Origin of the sequence: Paraconexibacter algicola (genome assembly GCF_003044185.1) — a bacterium.
Taxonomy (GTDB): Bacteria; Actinomycetota; Thermoleophilia; order Solirubrobacterales; family Solirubrobacteraceae; genus Paraconexibacter; species Paraconexibacter algicola.
Genome location: NZ_PYYB01000001.1, coordinates 600,354 through 618,360, shown reverse-complemented (window position 1 = coordinate 618,360; position 18,007 = coordinate 600,354). Strand labels below are relative to the sequence as shown.

16 protein-coding genes and 1 pseudogene are annotated in these 18,007 nt (G+C 73.6%); 12 read left to right on the top strand and 5 right to left on the bottom strand.

Going from position 1 to position 18,007, the window contains the following annotated elements; translation table 11 throughout:
- Positions 1 to 18: 18 nt before the first annotated feature.
- Together C7Y72_RS02895 and C7Y72_RS02890 are read left to right on the top strand one after the other, a co-directional pair.
- Positions 19 to 1,674 carry an ATP-binding protein gene (locus C7Y72_RS02895; protein ID WP_107567110.1) on the top strand — a complete coding sequence of 552 codons (1,656 nt, stop codon included), beginning with the start codon at positions 19 to 21 and terminating at the stop codon, positions 1,672 to 1,674.
- 9 nt (positions 1,675 to 1,683) lie between these two features.
- Positions 1,684 to 3,672: a PAS domain S-box protein gene (locus C7Y72_RS02890; RefSeq protein ID WP_158276599.1), complete on the top strand. Its 1,989-nt coding sequence runs from the start codon at positions 1,684 to 1,686 to the stop codon at positions 3,670 to 3,672.
- Between the two features lie 3 nt (positions 3,673 to 3,675).
- Here the strand turns inward: C7Y72_RS02890 and C7Y72_RS02885 are convergent, their stop codons facing one another.
- Entirely contained in the window at positions 3,676 to 4,668 is a 993-nt protein-coding gene (locus C7Y72_RS02885; RefSeq protein ID WP_158276598.1) for an endonuclease/exonuclease/phosphatase family protein, read from the bottom strand.
- A gap of 394 nt (positions 4,669 to 5,062) precedes the next feature.
- Here C7Y72_RS02885 and bcp point away from each other — a divergent pair, with 394 nt between their 5' ends.
- The 7 genes from bcp to C7Y72_RS02850 all read left to right on the top strand — a co-directional run bounded on the left by bcp (position 5,063) and on the right by C7Y72_RS02850 (position 10,893).
- Positions 5,063 to 5,539: a thioredoxin-dependent thiol peroxidase gene (bcp, locus tag C7Y72_RS02880; protein ID WP_107567107.1), complete on the top strand. Its 477-nt coding sequence runs from the start codon at positions 5,063 to 5,065 to the stop codon at positions 5,537 to 5,539.
- A 78-nt stretch (positions 5,540 to 5,617) separates the two neighbouring features.
- Positions 5,618 to 7,369, top strand: coding sequence for an Eco57I restriction-modification methylase domain-containing protein (locus tag C7Y72_RS02875; RefSeq protein WP_158276597.1), 1,752 nt, complete (start codon positions 5,618 to 5,620; stop codon positions 7,367 to 7,369).
- 2 nt (positions 7,370 to 7,371) lie between these two features.
- A complete protein-coding gene (locus C7Y72_RS02870; RefSeq protein ID WP_107567105.1) occupies positions 7,372 to 8,460 on the top strand; it encodes a BsuBI/PstI family type II restriction endonuclease in 1,089 nt (362 codons plus the stop codon).
- A 237-nt stretch (positions 8,461 to 8,697) separates the two neighbouring features.
- Positions 8,698 to 9,042 (top strand): hypothetical protein, encoded by a 345-nt coding sequence (locus tag C7Y72_RS02865; protein WP_146175225.1) that lies wholly within the window; start codon positions 8,698 to 8,700, stop codon positions 9,040 to 9,042.
- On the top strand, positions 9,039 to 9,539 hold the full coding sequence (locus C7Y72_RS02860) for a hypothetical protein (protein WP_107567103.1): 501 nt from the start codon (positions 9,039 to 9,041) through the stop codon (positions 9,537 to 9,539). The genes C7Y72_RS02865 and C7Y72_RS02860 overlap by 4 nt, the downstream gene beginning before the upstream one ends.
- On the top strand, positions 9,536 to 10,123 hold the full coding sequence (locus tag C7Y72_RS02855; protein ID WP_107567102.1) for a hypothetical protein: 588 nt from the start codon (positions 9,536 to 9,538) through the stop codon (positions 10,121 to 10,123). Before C7Y72_RS02860 ends, C7Y72_RS02855 begins: the two co-directional genes overlap by 4 nt.
- Positions 10,120 to 10,893: a hypothetical protein gene (locus C7Y72_RS02850; RefSeq protein WP_107567101.1), complete on the top strand. Its 774-nt coding sequence runs from the start codon at positions 10,120 to 10,122 to the stop codon at positions 10,891 to 10,893. The genes C7Y72_RS02855 and C7Y72_RS02850 overlap by 4 nt, the downstream gene beginning before the upstream one ends.
- 337 nt (positions 10,894 to 11,230) lie before the next feature.
- Here C7Y72_RS02850 and C7Y72_RS02845 read toward each other — a convergent pair whose 3' ends face one another.
- A complete protein-coding gene (locus C7Y72_RS02845; protein ID WP_107567100.1) occupies positions 11,231 to 12,931 on the bottom strand; it encodes a recombinase family protein in 1,701 nt (566 codons plus the stop codon).
- Positions 12,932 to 12,973: 42 nt separating this feature from the next.
- Here C7Y72_RS02845 and C7Y72_RS23035 point away from each other — a divergent pair, with 42 nt between their 5' ends.
- Complete coding sequence (locus tag C7Y72_RS23035) at positions 12,974 to 13,120, top strand: thioredoxin domain-containing protein (protein WP_158276596.1); 147 nt, start codon at positions 12,974 to 12,976, stop codon at positions 13,118 to 13,120.
- A gap of 75 nt (positions 13,121 to 13,195) precedes the next feature.
- Positions 13,196 to 13,831: a GNAT family N-acetyltransferase gene (locus tag C7Y72_RS02840; protein ID WP_107567099.1), complete on the top strand. Its 636-nt coding sequence runs from the start codon at positions 13,196 to 13,198 to the stop codon at positions 13,829 to 13,831.
- A 16-nt stretch (positions 13,832 to 13,847) separates the two neighbouring features.
- Here the strand turns inward: C7Y72_RS02840 and C7Y72_RS02835 are convergent.
- A pseudogene (locus tag C7Y72_RS02835) lies at positions 13,848 to 14,150 on the bottom strand (MGMT family protein); the annotation flags it as partial.
- Positions 14,151 to 14,686: 536 nt separating this feature from the next.
- On the bottom strand, positions 14,687 to 15,958 hold the full coding sequence (locus tag C7Y72_RS02830) for a diguanylate cyclase (RefSeq protein ID WP_107567097.1): 1,272 nt from the start codon (positions 15,956 to 15,958) through the stop codon (positions 14,687 to 14,689).
- Positions 15,959 to 16,046: 88 nt separating this feature from the next.
- On the opposite strand from C7Y72_RS02830, the gene C7Y72_RS02825 reads away from it, so the two are divergent.
- Entirely contained in the window at positions 16,047 to 16,703 is a 657-nt protein-coding gene (locus C7Y72_RS02825) for an HAD family hydrolase (protein WP_158276595.1), read from the top strand.
- Positions 16,704 to 16,728: 25 nt separating this feature from the next.
- On the opposite strand, the gene purT is transcribed toward C7Y72_RS02825, so the two are convergent.
- Positions 16,729 to 17,952, bottom strand: coding sequence for a formate-dependent phosphoribosylglycinamide formyltransferase (gene purT, locus C7Y72_RS02820; RefSeq protein ID WP_107567095.1), 1,224 nt, complete (start codon positions 17,950 to 17,952; stop codon positions 16,729 to 16,731).
- Positions 17,953 to 18,007 lie beyond the last annotated feature (55 nt).

The window sequence follows — 18,007 nt, the reverse complement described above, 5'->3', positions numbered from 1 at the left end:
GTTGAATGACCGGCGGCGATGGTGCGGCACGACCACAGGGGACCGGCCGGTGGGCCGGATGCGGCCGGGCACGCGCGCATCGGCGCCCTGCTGCGGCTGCTCGTCGTGCCGATCGCGCTGCTGTCGAGCATCGCCGCCGACGGTCCCGCGACCCGCGACCCCGTGTTCCTCGGCGTGGCGGCCGCGTGCTTCGCGTACGCGCTCGTGCGCTGGGAGCTGGCCCGTCGCGGCGCGACGCTGGGCACGCGATCCACCGCGGCGGACCTCGTCGTCCTGGTGGTGCTGATCGTCGCCGCGAACCCGCGCGTCGATCCGGCCGGGCGGGCCATGGCCCTGCTGGCGATCGGCGCCTGGGCGCTCACCAGCACGCCCCGGCACCTCGTCGTCTCGGGCCTCGGGATCGCCGCGACCGTCACGGTCCTGCAGCTGCTGCTGCGCGGGGGTGAGCCCAACCTCCGCACGCTCGCCGGGTCGGTCGTGGCCGTCGGGGTCGGGGCGCTCGTCGCCGCCGAGCTGCGCCGCCGCGACCGGCTCACCGCCGAGGTCGAGCAGCGCGCCGACGAGCTGCTCGTCGAGGTCGCCGACCTCGAGCGCCGGGAACGCGAGCGGATCGCCCAGCTGGTGCACGACGACGCGCTGCAGCGGCTGCTCGCCGCCCGGCAGGACCTCGACCAGAGCCTGTCCGGCGACGCCGAGGCGCTGGACCGCGCCCGCGAGGGTCTGCGGGCCGCCACCGCATCGCTGCGGGATCTCACCCGCGTCGTGCACGACGAGGCGCTCCAGGCCGCCGGCCTCGAGGCCGCCGTGCGCCGGCTCGTCGACGACACCGCGCGACGGGCCGACCTGGAGGCGACCGTCGGCGTGGACGCCGGGGCGGCCGGGGCGGCGAACCCGCTCGTCCTCGCGGTCGTCCGGGAGCTCGTCGGGAACGTCGAGCGCCACGCGGCCGCGACCTGCCTGGACGTGACGGTCGAGCGTCACGGCACTGCCGTGTCGATCGTCGTGCAGGACGACGGCCGTGGGCTGCGCCTCCAGGACCTCGGGACCGCGCAGGCCGCCGGGCACCTCGGCCACGCGGCGCTGCGCCGCCGGGTCGAGCAGCTGCACGGCTCGCTGACCGTCGACGCCCGGCCCGGTGCCGGGACCCGGGTGGAGGTCGTCCTCGCCGACGCGGACGTCCGCGCGCACCGCGCGCTCGAGCAGGCGCTGCGCCACGAGCGCGGGTGGAACGCCGCGCTCGTCGCCGGGTTCCCGGACGCGTTCGTCGTCGCCACCCCGGACCTGCGTCTGGTCGAGGTCAGCGACCGCTTCGTCGAGCTGACCGGGTTCACCCGCGCGGAGCTGCTGGCCGCGCCCGCGGGTGACCTGCCGTACTGGCCGCCCGAGCACCGCGCGGCGATCCGGCGCATCGCGACCGACCTGAGCGCCGACCTCGAGCACGAGACGCGCTACGACATCGCCACGAAGGACGGGCGTCGCGTCGACGTGCTCGCGACCGCATCGGTCGTCGTCGACCCGCGTGGCGGGCGGCGCCTGCACCTGGTGACGTTCAAGGACCTCTCCACGGGCACCGAGCTCCGGGACGAGCTCGCGGCGCTGCACCCGGCGAGGCTGCGGCCGCGCCTGCGGCAGCCGAGGCCGCACGTCCAGGGGGACCGCTCGAGGCTGGGGTAGGGTCGAGGCGTGGCGTCACCGCCCAGTTCCGCGCAGCCGAGTGGGCTCACCCACCGGATGCGGCTGCCGCGCCGTGACCGCGCGGCGGTCATCGCCGCCGCGCGACTGAGCACCGTCCCGCTGGCCTGCAGCGCGAGCTTCGCGCTCGACGACGGGGCGCTGCGCGACGGCGCCTTCCTCCTCGCCGCAGCGGTCTGTCAGACCTACGCCACGGGGGTCTGGCTGCTGGTGCGTCGCCGGGTCGCCCTGCCCTCCGCGGTCGTCTCGGCGCTCGACGTGGCGATGGTGCTCGGGCTGGCGGTCGCGGCGCACCCGAGCCGCAGCGTCGCCGCGCTCGTCCCGCTCATCCTGCTGTTCGTCGTCTGGTCGATGTTCCTGTCGCCGCGAGCGCTCGCGGCGCGCGGCGTCGGCATCGCGGGCGCGATCGTCCCCGTCGAGCTCGTGCATCACGGCGTCGCGGATGCCGCCCGCAACGGCTTCTTCATCGCGGTCGTCGTCGGCGTCTGCGCGGTCGTCGCCCGCCAGATGCGGGAGCGGCTCGACGGACTCGTCGCGCTCGAGCGCCACACCGCGACGCTGCAGGCCGACGCCGAGGACCTGCAGCGGCGCGAGCGCGTCCGCATCGCCCAGCTGCTTCACGACGACGCGCTGCAGCGGCTGCTGGCCGCCCGGCAGGACCTCGACGGTGCCGAGAGCGACCCGTCGGCGCTCGAGCACGTCCGCGACGGGCTCGCCGAGGCGACGCGCGCGTTGCGGAGCCTCACCCACGTCGTCCACGACGACGCCCTGGAGGCGGCGGGCCTCGAGTCGGGCATCGGCCGAATCGTCGACGAGGCGGTCCGCCGTTCCGGCCTGACCGCGCACGTGGCGGTCGACCCCGAGATCGATGGCCACGTCGCGACCGTCGTGCTGCCGATCCTGCGGGAGCTCGTCGCCAACGCCGAGCGGCACGCCGAGGCGAGCGAGCTCGCCGTCGAGCTGCGTCGCGAGGCGGGCGGCCTGCTGCTGCGCGTCGCCGACGACGGGCGGGGCTTCACGCGCGCGGAGCTCGTCGACGCCGAGCGGTCCGGGCACCTCGGGCACGCGGGCCTGCGGCGCCGGGTGGCGGACCTGCAGGGGGAGCTCGAGATCGACACGGCGCCGGGGGCGGGCTGCCGCGTCACGGTCCGCCTGCGGGACGCCGCGATCGAAGCGCGGCGCGAGCTCGAGTCCTCGCTGCGGCGGGAGCGCGAGTGGAACGCGGCGCTCGTCGCGGGGTTCCCCGACCCGTTCATCGTCCTCGGGGACGACGCGCGGATCATCGACGTGAGCGACCGGTTCGTCGCGCTCACCGGCTGGACCCGCGGCGAGCTGCTGAGCGCGTCACCCGGCCAGTTCCCGTACCTGCCGCCGGAGACGGCGATCGAGGACGCGGCACGAATCCGCGAGCGCGATCCGCACGACGACCACACCGCCGAGCACGAGCTCTACTGCCGCGGCGGTCGCCGCGTCGCGGTGATCGTGAGCGTCCGCTTCGTGCAGGACCCGCGCGGAGGACGCGGGCTGCGGCTCGTGACGTTCAAGGACATCACGCAGCGCCGCGAGACGGAGCGCCGGCTCGTGGCCGAGCGCGACCTGTCGGAGGCGATCCGCGACGCGATGCAGGAGCCGTTCCTGCAGACGCTCGACGGGGTCGTCGTCGCGGTCAACGAGGCGTTCTGCACGCTCACCGGCTACCGCGAGGACGAGCTGATCGGTGCGCGGCGGCCGTACTTCTTCATCCGCACCGCCACGCTGGACGAGGCGTTCGCCTACGCGGCCCGCCTCGACGCGGAGGGCACGGCGGAGACGGAGCTGCTGATCGTGCGCGCGGACGGCTCCGAGGTCCGGGTGCGGGTCCGCGGCGTCACGGTCCGCGACGTCGACGGCACGTCGCTCGGCCGGGTCCAGACCGCGCACCCGCTGGGCGCGATGCCACCGCTCGGACCGCGTCGGTCCGAGCTTCGAGCGCCCTCGTAGGACCTAGCCCGCGGGGCAGGAGCGGGCCGCGGGGATGCGGTAGCTGGCGATCACCGGCTTGTGGTCGGAGGGGAAGGTGCCCGCGCCGTAGTCGTCCGGCTCGCCGCCGGGCACACGCAGGCCGTCGTCCGGGACGTCGGCGTTCATCGGCGTGGCGTTGTCGTAGAGGAGGTAGTCGATGCGCTTGGCCGGGGTGCCGCCCGTCGCCCAGCCGTAGGTGTACTGGTTCCCGCCGCGGTGGACGGGGCGACCGTCGAAGCGCTGCAGCCACGTGTCCTTGAGGAACGTGGTCAGGACCCGGTGCGTGGAGCTGCCGGGCACGCGGTTCATGTCGCCCCCGACGAACGTCGCGCAGCTCGGGTTGCCGACGATGCGCCGCAGCTGCTTGGCCTGCTCGAGCGCGGCGTCGGCGCTGGTGACGGGGTAGCCGGGGTCGTTGGAGCAGCTCGCCCCGGCCTCCTTGCCGTCGAGGTGCGCGACACCGAGGTTGACGTTCGCGGCCCCGAGGTCGACGGTCGCGCCGACGACGCCGCGCAGGTAGCAGCCGTTGGGCGTGAGCCGGCTGCGGCTCACGCGCAGGAACCGCAGCCGCTTCGGGATCAGGATGGCGTTGCCGCGCAGGACGCTGCCGTGCCGCTCGGTGAGGTAGGTCTGGGCCTGCATGCCGAGCGCGGCGGCCAGGCTGTGCGCCTGGTTGCGCTGGTCGTTCGGACCGTCGACCTCGTTGAGGAAGACGACCTGCGGGTCGTAGAAGCGGATGAGCCGCACGATCCGGTCGCGGCTGTCCTCGACGCGCAGCTGGGCGATGTTGAAGGTCATGACGCGCACCGAGGTCGACGCGGAGGCGGGCGCGACGCTCCCGACGGTCGGCGCGGCCAGGCCGAGCGCGACGACGGCGAGCGCGCCGCGCCGCAGCATCCGCCCGGCCTGTCCGCTGCGGGTGGCGCGGGTGGGCGTGCGGCCGGGCGGCGTGAGCGGGCGGGCGGGAGCGGTCATGCCCCCGATCCTTCCCGCGACCCCCCGTCCCACACCACGCCTTCTCACGGGATCCTCACGCCGCCCCTTCGGGCGGGCGGGCGGTGAACGGACATTTCCAGACCCTGGAGGGGCAGGAGATGGACAGTCCGGGCGACCGTTTGCCGCCCGTCGCATCGCTCCCGCGCCCCGCACGGATACCGCTCCAGCCTGTCCATCTTCCGCCCCCGGAGGGTCTGGAAATGTCCGTTCACACGCCGCGGGGCGGGCGGGCGGGGCCTGTCGGAGCGCGCGGCGTCCTCGCCGCGGGCGAACTTCCGGTCAGGGACCGAGATCGTGGTCCTCATGGAGGAGGACGACCTCGAACACGGCGTGCCGACGATCCTCGACGCACCCCGGGACGTACCCTGGCGTGATGCTCGAAGCCGGAACCCCAGCCCCCGCGTTCACCCTCCCCGACCAGGACGGCGACGCCGTCGCGCTCGCCGACCACGCCGGGAAGACGGTGGTCCTCTACTTCTACCCCAAGGCCGACACGCCCGGCTGCACCACGCAGGCGTGCGGCGTGCGCGACGCGTCGGCGGCGTACGCGGACCGCGACGTGGTCGTGATCGGCGTGTCGCCCGACCCGGTCGCGAAGGTCAAGAAGTTCCACGACAAGCAATCTCTGAACTTCACGCTGCTCGCCGACGAGGACCACGCGGTGTGCGAGCAGTTCGGCGTCTGGGTCGAGAAGTCGATGTACGGAAAGACATTTTGGGGGAGCAGTCGGACCACGTTCATCATCGACGAGACTGGCGTGATCCGGAAGGTGATCCCGAAGGTCAAGCCCGCCGAGCACGACGAACAGGTCCTCGCGGCGCTGCGGGACATGGATCAGGCGGGTGCGTAGCCGCCGGGCCGGGTGGTCATACCGTCGGCCGAGACTGGCAGGATGGCGCCAGATGACTCGCTCGGCCGCCCAGCATCGATGACCGCGCCTGCAGAGCGGGCAAAGCTGAGCCTGGCAAGGGAACTTGGAGCGCGCGGCTCGCGGAACCCAGTCGGCGAGGCCGACCCAGCCGGCCCGCTCCCGGCGTCCGCCTGCGATGTGCTGGCGGTGGTCCCGGCGTGGTGGGAGGCGCAGGCGCGCGCATTCGGACTGTCGGGGCGCTGGCTGGACCTTGAGCAGGCGCTCGACGCCTCGGCGCCCGAGGCAGCTGGCGGCGGAAGTCGCACCAAGCGGCTCGATCTAGTGACGTCGACCGCCGAGGATCTCGGGGCGGCGTACGTTGCTTCCTTGGACGCGGGCGTGCGGGCACGGCACGGTCGGCACTACACACCGCCACAGCTGTCGGTGCGGCTATGGACCATGACGCGAGCCAGCCTGGGCCTTGTCCGAGGCCGGCTCGGTCCGCTGCCCGGTCTTCTCCGCGACCCCGCTTGTGGGGCCGGAGCGTTGCTGCTGCCGCCTGTCCGCGAGCATGTTCAGGCGCTCGCTCATTCGGACCCGCGCGTCACCCTCGCGGGGATCCCCAACCTGGTCGAAGGTATTGACGCCGACCCAGCAGCGGTCTGGCTGACCAACGTCGTACTAGCTGCCGAGCTGCTGCCGCTCGTTGCGCTGGTGCCCGAGGCGCGGCGCCGGCCTCTACCGGCGCTCGCCAGAGTCGGAGACGGTCTCGAAGCGCAGGAGCGCTCAGCCCGTGCCGTCGTGATGAACCCGCCCTACGGTCGCGTGCGCCTGGCGCCGGATGAGCGCGCGCGCTTCGCGGACGTTCTCTACGGCCACGCGAACCTCTACACGCTGTTCATGGGCGCCGGTGTCGAGCAACTGGATGCGAAGGGCGTCCTCGGAGCGCTCGTGCCTACGTCCTTTCTGGCTGGGCGCTACTTCAGCAACCTCAGAACGACGCTCGCCGCCACCGCCCCGCTGCGCGACGCGACCTTCGTGGAGGAGCGCGACGGCGTCTTCGCCGGCGTGCTCCAGGAGACGTGCCTCGCTGTCTTCTCCCGACGGAAGGCACGCAAGGTGTCAGTGGCGAGCATGAACGGCCGCGTCGTAGACGTCGCCAAGCTCGCGGCTCCTCGCGGCGGCGCGCCGTGGCTGCTTCCACGTCGCTCCGACGACGCGCCCATCGCGGCAGCTGCCGCAGCAATGCCGCTCAACCTGGGCGCGACGGGATGGCGCGCCTCGACGGGTCCTCTGGTCTGGAACCGCCGTCGCGCAGATCTCGCGGACGAAGCTGGCGAGGGCCGTTGCCCGATCATCTGGGCGGCGGATCTCGATGGCGGACGCCTCCACCGCGACCCGTCCCGTGACGCCTTCCGCTACATCACGCTCCGTGACGACAGGGACGCCGAGGTGCTCGCGTTGCGCTCCCCGGCGATCCTCGTCCAGCGGACAACCGCGCCCGAGCAGGCTCGTCGGGTCGTGGCGGCGGAGCTGACCGAGGATGACCTGCATCGCTGGGGCGGCCAGGTCGTCGTCGAGAACCACGTCAACGTGCTGCGTCCGCGCGACCCGAACACCGCGCCGATAGTCTCGCGCGGTCTGCTGTGCGCCGTGCTGGCGACGGAGTGCATCGACCGGGTCGTTCGGTGCGTGTCCGGTTCCGTCGCGTTGAGCGCCTACGAGTTGGAGGCGCTGCCGCTTCCTCCGCCCGACGTACTGCGGTCCTGGGAGGGACTGCGAGGAGCCGTCCTAGAGTCGGCTGTGCACCGCGCCTACCGGTTGGGCTGAGGATGGCTTACCGAGCACTTCCGAGGATTGACAGATGCGCGGAGCGCCTGGAGCGCATCTTCCCGCGCTCGGCGTTCGACACCGTCCTGTCGTCGCCCGGCGCCGGCGCGGCCGTCGCGGCCATGCTCTACGTGGACGCCGTCGTCCCCGACAACGCGCCGGTCCCCGATGACGCTCGATGGGTGCGGCCGACGACATGTCTGTGGCTCTCGGAGGTTGCCTATGCGCGGACCGACGCGGCGTCGAGAACCGCGTACTACCGAGCCGCCGTCGGCGCACGTGCGAAGGAGAAGGTCGCTGCGCTGCATGCTTCCTGGGGTCACGCTCACGTGCCGCTCTACGGCGACAACACACGCGAGACGCTGCGGGACGAGACCTTCCCGGGCTGGCTGGACAACGGGGCGATGCGCGTCCGCCCAGGGGTCAAGACCACCAGCCCGGCGCCTCGCTGGGCGCTGTGTGAGTCCTTCGCCGACTTGTTCGACCCGCGCCTGCTGGGAGACCAGCTCGTCGCGGCCATCGACGCCTGGCGCGACGCCCACATGACGCCCGGGGCGAAGCTCAAGGCGTTGACTGCCCAGCAGCGCGAGCAGACCCAACATGCCGTGCGCGTCACGCTGCCCGACGGCACCGTCCGCGAGCTGGAACCGGGGGAGGCGTCGGTGATCCTCAAGGGCGTCATCGAGGTCTGGGCGCCCGCTCGGCTCAAGGACGCGGTGGTGCTCACCGTCTCCGAACCAGGGGACAAGATCTACGTGGCCGACGCCAAGGTGCTCGGCCAGCTGGGGTTGCGCATCGACCAGGCGACGCTGCTGCCGGACGCTGTGCTGGTCGACATCGCACAGCAGCCGCCGGTCTTCTGGATCGTCGAGGCCGTTGCGACCGATGGTGCGGTGACCGAGGATCGAAAACGTGCGTTGATCCAGTGGGCGCAGAGTCAGCGCATCCCCGATGGGGGGTGCGAGTTCTTGTCCGCGTTCGCATCGAGAAACAGCGCGGCAGCGCGGCGGCGCCTGAAGGATCTGGCGGCGGGCACCTTCGCCTGGTACGCCGACGAACCCGGCGCCGAGCTGGCCTGGTACGAGCTGTAGCCCCGCCGGTCCGCGCCGCGCCAAGCGGAGCGCAGCGGGAGCGCAGGCGAGGCCCGGAACCGGCGGGCTGGTCAGGGCGGTGGCAGCGTCTAACAGAGGGGGTCTAAAGACCACCGAAGGGGGTCCTCGCCGAAGAAGTTCGGCGGATAGCGGCAGAAGGCCATTGCAAGTCCCTGCCCGCGAGGTATGTCTGAGGAGAACCCGATGCGGGCCAGGAGGCCCGCCACTCCTCTAACCATGTCCCAGATCAAATCCACTACCCCCACGTCCAACCACAACCCGCCGCATCTCGGTGGCTTCCACCTCGCGTGGCTCCTGGCCGATGACGTCCGGACCATTCGTACGAAGGACGGCATCGAGCGGACGGTCGTCGAGCTGCGCGACCCGCGCCGTCTCAGCCAGTCCGTCGTCCTCTGGCTCGACGGGCCGGCCGATAGCCTCGCTTCGGCGGTCCCGGGCACCCTTGTCCAGCTGCACGTCGATGCGGTCCGTCCCGGTCGCGGCCGGGGCGAGCTGATCGGTCAGGTTGACCGGTCGGCCGTCGAGGCTGCCCTCGCCCGCGCCGGAGGTGACGCGCGATGAGCACGCCGAACGCCTATGCGGCGTGGTCCTTCGGCACGTTCGTGCCTCCCGGTGCCGCGCGGGCGCAGGACGGCAGTCGCATGCGGATCACGCCGAACCCGGCCGTGCCGGTCCCCGCCGTGATCGCCACGCCGTTGCTCGCCATTCAGATGGCGCCGTGGCCGAAGCCGTCGGCCTCGGCCTGCTTCCCGCTGCACCCGCTCGGCAGCCTGGAGCTGTACGAGCGCGCGCGCACGCTGTTGGCGGCCACCGGGCAACTTGCCGCCCTCTCGCCCGAGCAGCTGTCCGACTGCGAGACCGCTGTGTGGCGCTACACGGCGAAGCTGTTCAAGCCTGGCCATCCCATCCGCTCCCGGCTCGACGAGGCCGTGGAGAACCGCTGGTTCCAGCTCCGTGAGGAGGACGCACGTGACCCATACACCGCTCAGCCCGCTCACCTCGCTGCGTGGGTCGTCCTCCAGGCCGCGCTCGACTGGGCGCGGGAGGCCAGCCCGTGAACGGCGCACCGTCGCTGGCGCGCGGCGTACGCCTGCTGTCGTTGCACGTCGATGCGCTGGAGATCACCTGCTCGCTCGGGCAGGTACGGCTGCTGCTCGACGAGGGCGGCGTCGACGCCCTGGAGCGCGAGCTGGCCGAGCTGGTCCAGCTCGCGCGCAGCCAGGCGCCGCAGTGCGCCGTCGAGACCGACTGGACGTGGGGAGCGGGGGAGCCGGTGATCCTGCATCCCGGCGCGATGCGCCGGGGACAGCGGTATTGCCTGGAGTGCGGCGACTGGACGCTCTTCGTCGCCGCCATCTCTTCCCGCCGCCCGCGCATCACGGTGCAGTGCCGCGCCGAGTACCTGCTGCGCGTCGGCCGGCTTGCCGCGTGGGACGAGGTCACCGCCTGGGTCGAGGAGCAGCTGCTCCCGTGGGTCGGCGGCCTGCCCGAGGAGGACGACGAGCCGTGCTGGCGCATCGCCCGCATCGACCTGGCGGCCGACGTCCTCGGTGCCAAACTCGCCCCGAACCGCCTGCCGCACTTCGTCTCGAGGGCCAACGCCCGACGGGCGCTGCACGATGAGCCGGAGGGCGAGGCGTGAGCGGGGCGGCCCAGGTCCACCTCGTCGGCCGGCGCTTGACCGGAATGACCTTCGGGAAGCGCGGCTCCGCCGTGTACGCGCGCCTGTACGACAAGTCTCTGGAGGCGGATCCCGACGCGCTGATCCGCGATCACTGGGCTGCCCAGCTCGGCCGTCCGGTCGGTGCGGACGAGCAGGCGTGGCGGGTCGAGTTCGAGCTGCGCGGCAAGTTCCTGCGGGACTTGGCCGTCGGGGACCAGCAGCTCATGGACGCCGACCCGCGCGCCTTCCTGGAGCACCACCTCGATGCCGTCTGGGAGCACTTGACGACGAAGTGGCTAGTCCTGAAGGTCCCCGGCTCGACTACGCGCCTCAGTCGGGGTAAGCCCCAAGGCTGGTGGGCAGCCCTGAGCACTTCGGGCGGCTTCGGCGAGCGCGACACGGCCGGCCCGCTCGTGCGGCGCCCGCGCCGCAGCCCCGACGCCGGTCCGCTCCTCGCGCAGCTCGGGGGTGTTCTGGCTGCCTACGCCGCCCGGCGTGGGACCGACGACCTGGACGCGGTCCTCGCGGAGTTGTCTGACTACATGAGTCGCTCCGGCGGTCAGAAGGGGTTCGCGCAGCGCGTCGACCGCGCTCGGCTGCGGCTACCCCTTCAAGCGCGCACCCGTGCTGACGCCGAGGCGCAGGCCGTCGGTGATGACCCCAACCTGAACGGCATGGATGACCTCATCTGGATGCGCGTTCCAGGATGGCTCGACGAGCCGCCCAGCAAGGCAGCGCCGGGCGGGTAGATTGGAATGAGGCCGCCTAGAGGCGGACCTGTTCCGGCCTGAAGCCCGGCCTCACGACGACCGACACCACGCCAGCCAAGGCGCCCGGTGGAGGTCGAACGACGACTGACTGTCCCAACGTGAGGCACCCGGCCACCACCACCCGCGACCACGAGCGACGCCCCAGCGTCCGCCCCGGCACGCGCTACCAGCAGCAGCGGCTGCTGGAGGTGGCCCTGCGCGTCAAGCTGCTGCGGGAGGGCAAGGACCCCGCCGGCGCCGCACTGCACGAGGTCCCGGCGTCCCGGCCGGCCAAGCCGACGCCGCACCCCGCCACTATCGAGGCGGTCGACGCCGGTCAGGCGTCTGGCGCGTCGCCCTCGGTCGACGTCGTGCCTCCCTCGGCGTCCGTCTTGGTGGAGGCCGTCCAGGCGGCGTCCGCATCCGCCCCCGTCGCCAGCTTGGCCTTCCGTGCCCGGGTCCCGTGCGCGCGGGTCTTGGCGGCCTCCGGCACGCCGTCCGACGCGACGACCGTCAGCCGAGCGCCGGGGCCGGGCGGGCCGAGCACGGCGTGGTCGATGATAATGCCGAGCGCCTCCCGTTTCTCTGCGGCCGGGAAGTCTTTCCAGCCGTCGAGCAGCTCGCGCAGCTCGTCGAGCGAGACGTCCAGCGCGGACGACGTCTGCAAGGACCCGTAGCGCTCCTGCGCGTCCTGCAGTTCGATCTCGATGCGCGCCACCTCGTCTCGGCGCCGGTCACGCTCGACGAGCGCCTGGTCCTCGTGCCGACCCTCGGCGTCGATCCAGGCTGAGTACGCCTTATCGTAGGCGCGCTTGGCCTTCTTGAGCGCGCCCGCAAGAGTGGCGATGCGCTCCTCCAGCAAGCCGACGTCGGCCGGCTGCACGGTGGCGAGGTCATCGCGCCAGCCCTCGGCGTCGGTGGCCGCCAAGAACTCGTCGACCCACGTCTCCAGCTCGCGCAGCGCCTTGCGCTCGGAGATGCTGTGGCCCTTCGGGCAGCCGCTGTTGTAGACCCGGCAGCTGTAGTTGATGTAGCGCTTTCCGTCCTTGTCGCGGCGTCGGTCCGGGTTGGCCTTGAGAGTCATGCCGCACTCGGCACATCGGAGCAGCCCGGCGAGCACATGCCTGCGCTGGTTGACGCCGCTGCCGCGCTTACGGGCGTCGAGCACGGCCCGCATCTGGGTCCACTCATCCTCCTCGATGATCTTGGGCTGTCCGGCGGCCGGGACCCACTTGAAGCCCTCGCCGTCCTCGGCGAAGCGGACCCGCATGAAGCCGCATTGGGCCTTGCTCTCCAGGATGCGCTTGACCGTCGTTGCCTGCCAGCCGCCACCGCCCCGGGTCTTGACCCGACGCCTGGTCAGCTCGTTGACGATCGCGGCCGGCCCGTGCCCGTGGTCGATGACCAGCCGGACCATCAGGCGGTAGGTCGCTGCCTCGTCCTCGTCGACGGCCAGAGGCTCCTTCTTGCCCTGGCGCCGGTAGCCGTATGGCGTCTTGCCGCCGTTCGGCAGCTTCTCGGTGAAGGCGCGGTGCCGCCGGCCCGAGATGAGCTTGACCTTCGTGTCGGCCTTCTGGAGGCCGCTGAAGACCGCTTCGATGGTCGCCATCGCGGCGTCGCGGTCGTCGCCGATCTCGCGCAGAGTCAGCTCGCGGAGCGTCGGGGCCTCCCCGAAGCCCCGCACGCCCGCAGCTCGCAGCTTCTTGACGATGAACTCGTGCTCGTAGGTATCGCGCCGGAGGCGGTCGAGCTGGCGGCAGACGAGGTAGTCGGGCTGCGTGTCCTTCAGCTCGGCGAGGAGTTGCTGGAAGACCGGCCGGTGGTCGAGGCTGGTCTCGTTCGCGTCGGGTGCCGTGGTCGACGCGAAGCCCTCGTCGTAGATCGCCTCGGTCCCGTCGGGCCGCTTGGCGACGACCATCCCTGCCGCCTCGACGAGCTTCGGCAGGCTCTCGCGCTGGGCTGCGTGGCCGTAGCCTTCCTTGACCTGCGCCTCCGACGAGACGCGGATGGCGATGACGACGCGGAGCTTGCGGTCCATAAGGCCGCCGATATTCGCATTGCTCCCCTCAGTTGTCTAGCGATGTACGGCAAGACCTATTGGGGCGCCCAGCGCGCGACGTTCATCATCGACGGCTCCGGCACGATCGCCGCGGTGCTGCCGAAGGTGCAGCCCAAGCAGCACGAGCAGCTCGTCTTCGCCGCGCTGGACGAGCTCGGCGTCGGCTGACGCGCCGCGGGCCGCGCGGGCCGGGCCCGGCCGGGCCCGCCCGTCCGGCTGGCGCCCCGCCGGTAGGGTCGCCGCATGGCCCGTTCCCGCAGCGCCGAGCGTCCCGTCGTGTCCGCACGTGAGGCCGGCGCGGCCGAGCACGCCGCGGTCGCCGGCGTGCTCGCCGACGCGTTCCTCGTCGACCGGGCGTTCCGCTTCATCGTGCCGGATGCCGCCCGTCGCACCCGTGCCCTGGCGGCGTTCTTCGCCCGGATCACACCGCAGGACGCCGACACCGGTCCGGTCGACGTCGCGGCCGGGGAGGACGGCGTCGTGCGCGGCGCCGCGCTCTGGCAGGCGCCCGGGTTCCGCACGCCCGCCGTGCGTCCGCTCGCGGAGACCGTCGCGATGCTGCGGATCTTCGGGGTCGGGACGTGGCGGGCTGCGGTCGTCGACCATGCCGTCACCGGGCACATCCCGCCCGATCACCGCTTCTGGTGGCTGCACTACCTCGGCGTCGGGTCGGCGCACCAGGGCCTGGGGGTCGGCAGCCGCCTGCTCGAGCAGGGCGTCGCCCGCGCGGACGCGGACCGGATGCCGTGCTGGCTCGAGGCGTCGGACCCGGACAACGTCCGCCTCTACGAGCGGTTCGGCTTCCGCACCGCCTGCGAGTACGACGCGCCGTTCGGCGGTCCGCACTTCTGGGGCATGTGGCGGCCGGTCGGCGGCTGACGGGCGCCGGGCGACCTCACCGCTCCGCGAGGGGGGACCGCTCCAGCGGGGTCGCCGGGTCGGCGCGGCTCTCGGCGTCGAGCACCGGCCGCTCGAACCGCGCCGCCAGGTCCGTCACGCGCCCGCGGTCGCCGAGCGGCACGCCCTCGACCTGCAGCGCGGCACGCAGCGCCGCTGCGCGGCGGCCGCCGCCGACGGAGCCGTCCTCGCGGACGACCCGGTGGACCGGGACGGCCGGGGCGTCCTCGCGGGAGAGGATGTACGCAGCGTGGCGGGCGGGCACGTCGAGCTCGTCCCCGATCGCCTGGTGCGTGGTGAGCCGACCCCCTGGAGCCCGCGGACGATGTCGAGGACCTGCGCCCGGATGCGCGCGTCGTTCGCGGAGCCCGCCACGGTGCGAGGACGACCGGACCGTGCCGACCGCTCACGAGCAGTCCGGCCTCGACGGCACCACCACCGCGATACGCGACGGGTGACGCGGTTGCGCGCAGCGCGTGGCTGCGCTACGGTCGGGGCGTCATGGACTCCATGTTCCTGTAGACGGGCCGCGCGCCCGATCGCTCGCGCCGACCAGGCGCTCGCAGCGTGCAGCACGTCGCTCCGCCATCGCGCCCGCGACGTCTACTACCGGCACCGTCCGTGACCAGTCCGTGCCCGGGCGTGTCGCCGCATCCGGACCCCGTCGCGGGGTCGACCCCGTTTCCGAGAGGAGCGCTCGTGCGAGAGCGAGACCCATTCCCCACCGGCCGGCGCGCCCCGCGCCGGCTCCAGCAGCCGCCGACCCACCGCGTCGTGCGGCAGGTGCCCCGCAAGCTGCCGCCCCAGCGGGGCGGCGGTCGCCCCGGCCGCTGAGGCTCAGCGCACGCCGGTCATCCGGCGCAGCCGCCCCGTCGCCGCCAGGCCCTCCAGGAGCCTGGCCGCGCCGGGGGCGAAGTGCCGTCCCGCCTCGCGGCGGACCTCGGCCAGCGCCCCGGAGGGATCGCGCGACCGCTGGTACCAGCGGTCGCTGCGCATCGCGTCCCACGCGTCGGCGAGCGCCAGCAGCGCCGCCCCGTCCGGGATCGCGTCGCCCGCCAGGCCGTCCGGGTAGCCGGTGCCGTCCCAGCGCTCGTGGTGCCCGCGGATCCAGCGCAGCTGCTCCTCGTCCAGGACCGAGGAGGCGATCCGCGCGCCGATCATCGCGTGCGTCTGCACGTGGGCGCGCTCGTCGCTGTCGAGCTGCGCGGTCTTCAGCAGGACCTCCTCGCGCAGCGCGACCTTGCCGACGTCGTGCACGAGCGCGGCGTCGCGCAGGCGCTGCGCCCGGTCCGGTGACCAGCCCGCCTCGAGCGCCAGTGCGTGCGCGAGCGCCGCGACGCGCTCGGCGTGCCCCACGGTCGACGGGTGCCGGTCGTCCACGAGCGTGCCGAGCGCCCGCAGGCTCGCGAGTGCCCGCGCGCGATCCGACGCGCCGTCACGCTCGCGCTGCGGCTGCAGCTCGGCGGCGACCTCGGGCGTGTAGCGGAAGGTCATGTTGCGGCCGTGGTCCTTGGCCCAATAGAGGGCGACGTCCGCGAGCCGGTAGAGCTCGGTGGCCGACCCGGCGGTGCTGAGCGCGCACACCCCCACCGACACGGTGAGCGTGCCGACCTCGGCGAACGGTCGCGCCGCGATCGCCTGCCGCAGCCGCTCGGCCGCGGCGAACGCGCCGACGCCGTCGGCGTCCGGGAGGATCAGCGCGAACTCCTCGCCGCCGACCCGGGCGACGTGCTCGCCGACGCGGGCGATCGCCGTGATCCGCGCGGCCGCCTCGGCGAGGACGCGATCACCGGCCGGGTGCCCGTGGCGGTCGTTGATCGCCTTGAAGTGGTCGAGGTCCAGGACGACGACGCTCAGCGGGCGCTCGTGGCGCAGCGCGCGCCCGACCTCGTCCTCGAGCCGCTGGTGGAACGCCCGGTGGTTGAGCAGCCCGGTCTGCGCGTCGATCGCGGCGATCGCGCCGAGCCGGCCCTCGGTCTCCTCGCGCTGCGCCCGGTGGGCCTGCGCCTCCCGCTCGGCGTGGCGGGCCGCCCGGTGGGCGCGCAGCGCGACGAGGGCACCCGCCGCCGCGAGTCCCCAGCCGGCGAGCGCGACGACGAGCAGGAGCATCTACGCGCGTGGTCGGCCAGCGCCGGCGCTGCTTGAGTCGATCTGGCGCAACGACGCTCGCGGGGGTCGATCGGCCACCATGTGCGTCGTGACCGCCACGCCGCCCGACGCCGTCGTCTTCGACAACGACGGCCTGCTCCTGGACACCGAGGTCGCGTGGACGCGCGCCGAGGTGACGCTCTTCGCCCGCCGCGACCGCACGTTCACCGACGAGCACAAGCGCTACATCATCGGCAGCTCGCGCGCGGTTGCCGCCCGCAAGCTCGAGGAGATGCTCGACCGGCCGGGGGAGGGGATCGCGCTCATGGACGAGCTGCACGACCTCGTCATGGAGGAGCTGCTCGGCGGCTGCCCGCCGCGCCCCGGGGCGCTCGAGCTGCTCGACGCGCTCGAGGCGGCCGGCCGCCCGTTCGCGCTGGCGTCCAACAGCTCGCGGCCCTTCTGCGAGCGCGCGCTCACCGTCGGCGGCGTCCGTGACCGCTTCGCGATCGTCCTGACCGCCGACGACGTCGAGCACCCCAAGCCCGCACCGGACCTGTACCTCGCCGCCGCCGCGGCGCTCGGCGTGCCCGCGGAGCGCTGCGCGGGCCTGGAGGACTCGCCCCCCGGGGTCGCCGCCGCCCACGCCGCGGGCATGTTCGTGATCGGCGTGCCCTACCTGCCCGGGACCGAGCTGCCGCACGCGGACCTGCTCGCCGGCTCGCTCGCCGACGACGCGGTCCACGCCGCGCTCGGCCTGCGCTGAGCCAGCCCCGGCCCCGGGAGCCGGGTCAGCGCAGCCCGGCTTCCACGCGCACGTGCGCGGCGGCGTCCCGCGCGAGCGTGCGCGCCGCGTCCGCGTCCGGGCCGGTCGCGAGAGCGACGCCCAGCCGGCGGCCCGGCCGCGACTCCGGCTTGCCGAACAGGCGCAGGTCGATCCGGTCGTCGGTCGCGAGCGCGGCGGCGACCCCGGCGAAGACCGGGGCCTCGACCGTGTCGGACCCGAGCACGACCGCGCTCGCCCCCGGGGCGCGCAGCGGCACCCGGCCGGCGGGCACGGGGAGGCCGAGGATCGCCCGGGCGTGCAGTCCGAACTCGCTGAGTGCCTGCGTCGCCATCGTCACCATCCCGGTGTCGTGCGGGCGCGGGGAGACCTCGCTGAACAGCACGTCGTCGCCGACGACGAACAGCTCCACGCCGAACAGGCCGTGCCCGCCGAGCGCCTCGGTGACCGCGCGGGCGACCTCCTCGGCGCGCGCGGCGGCCGCGTCGCTCATCGGCTGCGGCTGCCACGACTCGCGGTAGTCCCCGTCCTCCTGCACGTGCCCGATCGGGGCGCAGAACGAGGTGCCGCCCGCGTGGCGGACGGTCAGCAGCGTGATCTCGTAGTCGAACTCGACGAAGCCCTCGACGATCACGCGGGCGATGCTCGTGCGCGACCCCTCCTGGGCGTAGTCCCAGGCGGCGCGGCCGCCGTCGGCGCTGCGCACGACCGACTGGCCCTTGCCGGACGAGGACATGACGGGCTTCACCACGCAGGGCACGCCGAGCGCGGCGACGGCGGCGTCGACCTCCTCGGCGCTCTCGCAGAACCGGTAGGGCGACGTCAGCAGCCCGAGCTCCTCCGCGGCGAGCCGGCGGATGCCCTCCCGGTCCATCGTCAGCCGGGCGGCGCGCGCGGTCGGCGTCACGAGCAGGCCGTCGGCCTCGAGCTCGACGAGCACCTCGGTGGCGATCGCCTCGATCTCGGGGACGACGTGCAGCGCCGCGCACGGGCGACCGCGCTCCTCCTCGAGGACGGCGCGGAGCGCCGCCGGGTCGGTCATGTCGACGACGTGGAAGCGGTGCGCGACCTGCATCGCGGGCGCCCCCGCGTAGCGGTCGACCGCCACGACCTCGGCGCCGAGCCGCATCGCCTCGAGCGCGACCTCCCGGCCGAGCTCGCCGCTGCCGAGGAGCACCAGGCGCGTCGCGCCTGCGGTGCCCGGGGTGCCGATCGTCTCCTGGATGCCCATGGGCGCGCGATGATCGCACGGCGCCGCCGTCCTCGCCCGCGACCCCGAGCCCCGG

Coding starts and splice junctions, on each gene's coding strand:
- C7Y72_RS02830 (WP_107567097.1), bottom strand. CDS start 15,958: ATGCTCCTGCTCGTCGTCGCGCTCGCCGGCTGGGGACTCGCGGCGGCG.
- C7Y72_RS02875 (WP_158276597.1), top strand. CDS start 5,618: ATGACCGCGCCTGCAGAGCGGGCAAAGCTGAGCCTGGCAAGGGAACTT.
- C7Y72_RS02840 (WP_107567099.1), top strand. CDS start 13,196: ATGGCCCGTTCCCGCAGCGCCGAGCGTCCCGTCGTGTCCGCACGTGAG.
- C7Y72_RS02845 (WP_107567100.1), bottom strand. CDS start 12,931: ATGGACCGCAAGCTCCGCGTCGTCATCGCCATCCGCGTCTCGTCGGAG.
- C7Y72_RS02860 (WP_107567103.1), top strand. CDS start 9,039: ATGAGCACGCCGAACGCCTATGCGGCGTGGTCCTTCGGCACGTTCGTG.
- C7Y72_RS02870 (WP_107567105.1), top strand. CDS start 7,372: ATGGCTTACCGAGCACTTCCGAGGATTGACAGATGCGCGGAGCGCCTG.
- C7Y72_RS02895 (WP_107567110.1), top strand. CDS start 19: ATGGTGCGGCACGACCACAGGGGACCGGCCGGTGGGCCGGATGCGGCC.
- C7Y72_RS23035 (WP_158276596.1), top strand. CDS start 12,974: ATGTACGGCAAGACCTATTGGGGCGCCCAGCGCGCGACGTTCATCATC.
- C7Y72_RS02885 (WP_158276598.1), bottom strand. CDS start 4,668: ATGACCGCTCCCGCCCGCCCGCTCACGCCGCCCGGCCGCACGCCCACC.
- purT (WP_107567095.1), bottom strand. CDS start 17,952: ATGGGCATCCAGGAGACGATCGGCACCCCGGGCACCGCAGGCGCGACG.
- C7Y72_RS02865 (WP_146175225.1), top strand. CDS start 8,698: ATGTCCCAGATCAAATCCACTACCCCCACGTCCAACCACAACCCGCCG.
- bcp (WP_107567107.1), top strand. CDS start 5,063: ATGCTCGAAGCCGGAACCCCAGCCCCCGCGTTCACCCTCCCCGACCAG.